Source organism: Cyclonatronum sp., from assembly GCF_022565315.1.
Lineage (GTDB): Bacteria > Bacteroidota > Rhodothermia > Balneolales > Cyclonatronaceae > Cyclonatronum.
Map to the genome: position 1 here is coordinate 1 of NZ_JAIUMX010000145.1, position 7,599 is coordinate 7,599.

Annotated in this window: 4 protein-coding genes; 1 reads left to right on the forward strand and 3 read right to left on the reverse strand. The window is 49.9% G+C overall.

Annotated features, from left to right (window positions below):
* On the forward strand, window positions 1-590 hold a 590-nt coding region (locus LAT75_RS14495), incomplete at its 5' end, for a hypothetical protein (protein WP_291483398.1).
* 48 nt (window positions 591-638) lie between these two features.
* On the opposite strand, the gene LAT75_RS14500 is transcribed toward LAT75_RS14495, so the two are convergent.
* The 3 genes from LAT75_RS14500 to lnt form a co-directional block, all read right to left on the reverse strand.
* A complete protein-coding gene (locus LAT75_RS14500; RefSeq protein ID WP_291483399.1) occupies window positions 639-3,479 on the reverse strand; it encodes a response regulator in 2,841 nt (946 codons plus the stop codon).
* A 367-nt stretch (window positions 3,480-3,846) separates the two neighbouring features.
* A complete protein-coding gene (locus LAT75_RS14505) occupies window positions 3,847-5,811 on the reverse strand; it encodes a T9SS type A sorting domain-containing protein (protein ID WP_291483400.1) in 1,965 nt (654 codons plus the stop codon).
* Window positions 5,812-5,818: 7 nt separating this feature from the next.
* The gene (gene lnt / locus LAT75_RS14510) at window positions 5,819-7,504 is read right to left on the reverse strand and encodes an apolipoprotein N-acyltransferase (RefSeq protein ID WP_291483401.1); all 1,686 of its coding nucleotides are present in this window, start codon (window positions 7,502-7,504) and stop codon (window positions 5,819-5,821) included.
* Window positions 7,505-7,599: the final 95 nt, after the last annotated feature.

Sequence of the window (7,599 nt, forward strand, 5' to 3'; positions counted from 1 at the left end):
CGCAGCTTGCTTCTGAAATCAGCTGGGAGCTGCTGGGCCGTACCAAGACCAATTTCAAGACGCACAGCCTGCTTACGGAGGCCGGTAAGGCCGCATTTAAACCGAGCGCGGTGCTCTACTTTTTCACCTGCCTCTTCTACGCCATCCCTTCCCTCCTGCTTTGGATGCTGCTCCGTTCGGAGGAAGCTGCTTCACTGCTTGGGGATGAACTTGTACCGATACTCAGGCTTGTGCTCATCGCCCTGCTCGCCGGCGGGGCTTATTTCCTGTACCGTAAAATTTCTTCCCCGATAGTTTTCGACACCGGCAGCGGCTGGTTCTGGAAGGGCTATGCATCACCCGAAACGGTCACCAACCTCACGCAGCTGAAGGACGCTGTGAAGCTTGCTGACATTCAGGCCCTGCAGCTGCATCACAAGCGGATACACCGGCCCAACAACACCCGCTCCTACGACTGCTACGAGCTTAACGTGGTGCTGAACGACCGCTCCCGCGTGAACGTGGTAACGCACGGCGGCGGCGACTCCCTACAGTTAGATGCGGAAGAACTTGCTGATTTTCTCGATGTTCCGCTGCTGAGCCGGATGTAGGGTTTGATGATGGTTCAGATGCCGCAGCGATAGATACACCCAGATTTATTAATGCTGTTTTGGTGATATGCCAAAACGATCTATATAATTTTTTCGGAAGGTATCCACTGATTTATATCCGATTTTGTATGCAAGTTCGCTGATACGGATATCGGATGAAGTTTCCACGAGGCGGGCTGCGTATTGCAGACGCACTTCACGAAGGAAAGCGGCGGGGGTCATGCCGGAATCTTTTTCGATTTTGCGGTAAAAGCTGCGCTCGCTCATCGCGAAGGCATCGGCGAGAAACGGGGCCGAGAGCCGGTTGTCGTCAATGTTTTCGAGGATGTAGTTTTTCACGCTCTCGGAGAGGGAGGTCTCTTCGGGGACTTCGTCTGCGGGCACATCCACGATGTAGGTCTGCCTGCGGTTGTAGAACCGCATCAGGTTTTCGATTTTGAGGATGAGTTCGGAGGCGTCAAAGGGCTTGGTGATGTAATCCACAATGCCGACCCGCAGCAACTGCAGTCGCTCATCGCCGTCGTTTTTGGCGGAAAGCACCACAACCGGGATGGTTGCGAGGGCAGGGTCAGCCGCCATGTGCCGGATCAGTTCGCCGCCCGTCATTTCCGGCATCATCAGATCGGTAACAACCAGATCAACCGTGTTTTTCTGTAAATAGGCCAGGGCCTGCACGCCGTTTTTGCAGGAATGAACGGTACCAAGCGGCCCCAGCAGCCCTTTCACATAGGCATTCATATCCGGGTTGTCTTCCACAAGCAGCAGCCGGAGTTTTGAGCTGTGCGCTGCTGAGGCGGGTTCATTGCCGTTTAGGTGGTCAGGCACTGCCTGCGGCCCCGCGGTATCCCGTATGGAATGAATAACCATTTCTGCGTTAAAGGGCATGGTGAGCCTGAACCTTGCACCCTTTTCGCGCTGATCTGCAATGGCCAGTTCCCCGTTGTGCAGGCGTGCGAGTGAACGACTGAGTTCGAGACCGATTCCAAGACCTTCCACATAAGGTTTATCCGGATGCTTTATCCGGTGGAAACGCTCAAAGATAATTTCATAATCCTGCTCGGAAACGCCGTCCCCTTCGTCAATAATATCAACCTCAATAACATCATCCCTGTGGTTGATATTTGTTTCAATGCGTATGTTGCTGTTTTCGGGACCGTATTTAGAAGCATTCAAAAGCACGTTTGAAATAATCGTGCTGATCTTTTCACCGTCAACATTTACGATGGTGCCCTGTGTATGGCTGTGAAACGAAACGGTTTGCTGTTTTAAGGCGATAAATGAGCGGTGCAGCTCAACTACGCTGCGAATAATTTCGTCGAGTTTAAAGTTCTTTTTTTGGAGCGTTAGCTCGCCTTTGTCCGATCTGGAGAGGTCGAGGATCTGCTGTACGAGCACACTCAGCCTTTTTGCGTTGCGTATTACGAGGGAAGCATCCTCTTCGCCGATTAAAATGCCGGGCTTGCCGCTGCTTTGCTGTTTGGCTTTCTGAAGCAGCCCTTCAAGAATGGTAGTTGGCGTTCTGAGCTCATGAGATACATTTAAGAAAAAGCGGGTCTTGAAGGCTTCCTTTTCCTGAAGTTCTTTGGTGCGCTCGATCACCTTCTGTTCCATTTTTTCATAAATATCTACGAAATCGAGTGCGATGGTAGCGGTGAACGACACCGGAACGCCCACATAGACCAAAAGCACAGCGGCAAAAAATACGACGGTGCTGTACTGAAAAAAGAGGACGTACACCATCACATACAATAATGCGCCGGCAAGCATGGCCATAAAACCGGCAAACAAAATAGAAACCCGGTGTCCGTGATTTCCATGAATTGCCATACGCAGCAGGTACAACGCGTAAACGATTGTTATGACCGCAAGCAGGGGAAGAATAAGATTTACGATCTGATAATTAAATAATTCGGAATACACCGCTATGAGTAATGAAACCCATAACGTAATCCGCAAAAACGTTTTAGGTAAGGGCAGGCTGTAGTAGCAGCCGATCACTTGAAGCATGTTATAAAAAACAAGCAAAAACAGCAGCGCATGGCTTATAAATACAAGCGGATACATGCTGAACGACCAGGCGAAGATGGTATCACCCATTTGCGTGAGGGTATGCAGCAGCAGGAATAAGTTGGTCCGGAACGCGTACAAATGATAGCGGTTCACGGATTTAAGCGATAAGTACAGATGCGCTAAAGCTAAAATAAACAGTACAAAAGAAACCGCTCCGAATAAGAGGGTTCTGTTTTTCTGAATTTGGGTATGCGTTACAAAACCGGATTGAGTAGAAAGCAGCGGTCTGAAATATTGCTGCGGGTTTGCCCGCATACGATGCAGCCATTCCGGAACCCTGTGATAAGAGAATTCGATAAGCACATAGTTTACCCCGTTTCTTACTCTTACCGGGGCATTTTCCATCATGTTAAGCCTGCTTAGTCTTTCTGCTGATTTGTTTTGAGCGGAGTTACCGTCCTCAAAAACAAGTTCACCGTTCAGCCAGATCCGTATCGCTCCGAAGCCGATGTTCCGGGCTATCATGATAGTGTCGCCCGATAAATCAGACATCTCAAAGGCAAGCTCAGCCCAGCCGTAGCGGCTCTCCCCCAAAACGGTCCGCAGCGAATCGAGGTGCAGGGTGTTCACAAAATGGCTTTCCCTCAGGCTGAAACCGTCCGTTATTTCATCAGGAGCCAGGGTGGAAACATTCCAGGAAGCCGCGTTATAAAGCAGTATGGAATCATTTCTGTTGGTTAAGCCAGCGGTATCGGTTACGACCGGCTGTGCATAGCTGTTCAGGTACGCGAGGAACAGTACGGCCAGGGAACCAAAGCCGGAAACAGAGAGAATCATGTACTTTAGGAGGCTCAGTAAACTATTTTTATCGAACTTCACAGGCTGAAGGTTTATTGATGCTAAAAAGTAAAAAAAGCAATGGCAAGCCAAAGCCTGCAATGTTTACCCCGTTCATTTTCCTGAAAATACCAAAGTTAGGAGGAATCAGCACGCCCGGTGGCTTTTTTTCCTGATTACCCCGCCCAAAGGCTTTTGTATCTGAAAGGTGACTTGAAAAGCTTCAATCCGTATGATTACCGGATTCTGTGATCTATGGCAGGCTTTACAACAGGTGCATCCGCTGTTTTGCGCTTAAGATGGCAGCCGGTACAACTCTGAGCACGTACCTGAGAATAAGAGGCAGCAGGCACACAGCTATAAGCTGATTTTTTTTGTGTGCCTGCTTTTCCTCATGGCATGGCGTGTTCTACTTCACCAGCGTCATTTTTCTGCTTTGGGTGAAATTATCCGCTGTAAGGCGGTAGATGTAGGTTCCGGAGGCAAGGCCGGCCGCTTCCCATGAAAGGGTGTGCTGACCTGCGGTGAACATCTCATTTGTGACCGTACCAACCTTCTGACCGGTAATCGAAAATACCTCAATGTTAACCTGCGATGCTTCCGGCAGGCTGAAAGAAATAGAGGTCGAAGGGTTAAAGGGATTCGGATAGTTTTGCATCAGCTGAAAGCCTGAGGCAAGGTTTATGTCATCACGAACAGAAACCGGCTCCGGGGCTGTCATTACTCCAAAGAATACCCGGCGGTCACCGTCTGAAGTAAGCACAATATCATCAAGGTTAAGCGTAGCGTCGTAATCGCCTACGAGTATCATTTCGCCGCCGTTATAAGCCGACAGGACGATATCAAGCGGATTTGTGCCAAATGGACGGGTTTCTCTGTCAAAGATAACATCTGCGCTTTCTGCACCGGTACCTTCAATGTTTTTAGCCCACATAAAATTACCGTCTTTGTCATATTTTGCTACAAATATATTGACAAAAGAATCGGTGGTAAGAATTACAGGATTATCTGATTCTGCCTCAAAAATAATGGCGTCCGTAAATCTTCCCAGAACAATTACGTCTTCATTTTCATCAAGGGTAACTACATCAACAGCAGCAACTGAAAACCCAAAATGGCGGACCCAGATCATATCACCGTCGATGTCATACTTTACGATAAACCCGTCTTCTGAGCCGTACGCTTCAAAAATTTCATTCGAACCTTCGAAATAGCCCTCCCCGCTGAAATACCCGCCAACATAGAAGGAGCCATCTTCAACAGATACAATGGTTTGCCCTACAATCTGATCGCCTGCACCCATAAAGCTGGCAAAATACCACTCTCCGTTTACGTCGTAGCTGATTACGAATGTATCCCGATCGCCGGTATCATTATCCCAATAGATATCTGAGTCGGGCAGATACATGCGGCCTTCACCCACAACACCGAGTACGTTCAGATAACCGAGTCCGTCAACCGAGATGGCTGTTGCGAGGTCATTGTCAGGAGTGCCAAATACATCAAACCAGTACATGTAGTTGCCGTTTTTATCGAGTGATGCCATAAAAAAGTCGGATCCACCCACAACGGTAACTTCTTCACCCAGAAAGTTTGTACCTGAAAAGGAGCCGGCGATGTAGGGGTAGCCCTCGAGGTCAATCATGATTGAATTTACCACATTGATGCCGGTTGCAAGACTGTTTTCAGCAGCCGGGCTTCCGCTTTCTCCGCCAAGTGCCCACAGCAGGCTGCCCTGAGCGTTGTATTTCGCTACGAACATTTCCAGGTTAATTAAATCGTCATCACGGCCGTCAGTCAGTGTTTTGACCGTTTCTCCGTTTCCGTCTGTGAAGTTCAGTTCCTTAACAAAAGCACCGCCCACATATATGTTGCCGGCAGGATCAAGCGCTAAGGTAAGCCCGCCTTCGAGCGAAAAATCTTCATTCATAGCTGCATTACCATGCGCAATACGGTACCAGAGCAGATCGCCTTCAGGGCTGAGTTTGGCAAGGAAGAAATCATATCCGCCGCTGCTCTCAACTACGGTATCACCATAGCCGATGGTTCCTGTAAAGCCGCCGGTAACATAGCGGTTACCGGAAGCATCTACCGCTAACTGACCGATTTGAGTGGTTCCTGTTAAACCAAAAGTAGTTGCAGAACGAAAGACCGGGGCAGAAGGATCACTTCCGTTTTGCTGCAGATTCATAGCCTGATCAAACTGCATGCCGTTGGGTAAGGCATAAATCGATTTATCAATTATGAATGGTCGTTCCATATCACAAGCGGGCGGAACACAAACCGAGGGCATAGATGTAGCAGAACCCGGGAAAGCATGTATAATCAGCAATCCAATAAGGATGCTCAGCAGATACAGATTTTTTGTTTTCATAGTAGGTTTATTTAGAGGTTTTTCGGGGATGTTGTTTTTTTTGTTTTTTTTGATGGTCATGACTTTTGGGGTTGATTTTTTTAGCCGGATATAGGGTTAACACGATGAGGGCCAGCAGACAAAGCACAGGGAAGCCGTTGGGGAAGCGGCTGTAGAGGCTCAGTCCCTGATTGAGCGGTACCCTTTCGGTGGAATAATTTTCGGTGAAGGGTTCTATCATTCCCAGCACTTCGCCAAAGGGATTGGTAAAAAAACTGTAGCCGGTCGTGGAGCTTTTAAGCATGGACTTCCGGGCCTCCACGCTGCGAAGGCGGGCGTAGTTTTTGATGCCGATGAGGGACGTTTTGATGTCATCCCCAAAAAGCCTTCCGCTTGTGTGGGTGGTGATGAGGTGTGCCCGTTGCAGGTTTTCGGCTTTATGGGTTGAAGCAAAGAGTATGTCCCAGCAGATGTAGGGAATGATGTGCACGATGCGCTCATCCTGCGTTAAAAAGGTCATCGTAGTGCCGCTTGCCCCGGCCTTAAAATGATTGTTTTCGCCAAATTCGAGGACTAAGCGCGAAAGGAACGGAAAACGGTCGCTGAAAGGCACATATTCGGTGAAGGGCATCAGGTTTACCTTGCGGTACACATTGAGGGCATCCGCACGCTGATTTTCCATGATAACCCGCCAGCCCAGCTGAGGGGTAATCATGGCCGCCGTATTGTAGTAGAAGTAGTCCCGGTTCAGGTACTGCTGAAGCGGCGGCAGCGGTGTCGGGGCCTGCTCCATATCCATCATGCCGGTGGCAACGGGCGTTTGCCAGCGCAGCACCCGGTCCGCCATAAACAGGAGCGCGTTTTCATCGGTTCTGACCGATGATGGCAGCGCGGCCTCGGGCCACACTACGATATCGGGCCGGGTTTGGGCAACAGCCGAGTCGGTGAGCGCCAGGGCGACATCGATCTGAAATTCCTCCCGCTCCGGGTCGTCCTGCGGATATCCCGGCTGTATGACCGTAGCTGTAACGTACCCCTGAAAGGTAGCAGGCAGTGCCGTGTAAGAGTACCAGGCATAGAGCAGGGGAAGCGTAAACCAGAGCATTGCCGCCCCGCTGAGCTTCAGGAAATCTTTACTGCCGGTCAGCTCTGCGAGCCTGTTCTGCCGGATAGATTTATAAACGAGAAGGATGAAAACATTGAGCACGATAACCCAGGCCGATATGCCCGTGTAGCCGGTGAGGTCAATAAACTGAATGAAGACCGGATAGTTGGCGAGTCCGTTGGAAAACAGGGTGATGGGCACAGCAAAGAGCTTTTCGGTCACAAACCAGGCAACAGGCGGCCAGATCAGCGCGAGCAGGGCAAAGCTCCGCGTGCTTTCTGTGCGCAGCCGTTTGCGAAGGAACCAGAGCATCGCAAACGGCAGGGTATATAAAAAGGAAATGAGGGTGACCATGATTTTGCCGGCGAGGAGCTCAATCCAGGTGAAGCCCAGCAGCGCCAGCGACAGCGCCGTGAAGGAAAACACAAAGGCATGGAGCAGCCAGCTTTTAAGCGTGTCCAGCTTTTCAAGGGCAGAAAAAATGCCGAGCATGCACACCGGCAGCAGGAAAGCAAAAGAAACCCCGCCGATGTGGTTCACGGAAAGCCCAAGCATGAGGCCGCTCAGCAGGGCAGCTGAAATGGTTTTGAGGGAATTCGATTTTTTCATGGCACAAATCTACCAACTGCCTCACCCGAATTACTGCCATGAATGCCCTAATTTCTGCCAAAACCGGCTTACTTAACCCTCAGCGGGCTTTTTGA

What these genes read in the sequence shown, in the direction of transcription:
- LAT75_RS14505 (WP_291483400.1), bottom strand. Translation starts at nt 5,811, where the DNA reads ATGAAAACAAAAAATCTGTATCTGCTGAGCATCCTTATTGGATTGCTG.
- lnt (WP_291483401.1), bottom strand. Translation starts at nt 7,504, where the DNA reads ATGAAAAAATCGAATTCCCTCAAAACCATTTCAGCTGCCCTGCTGAGC.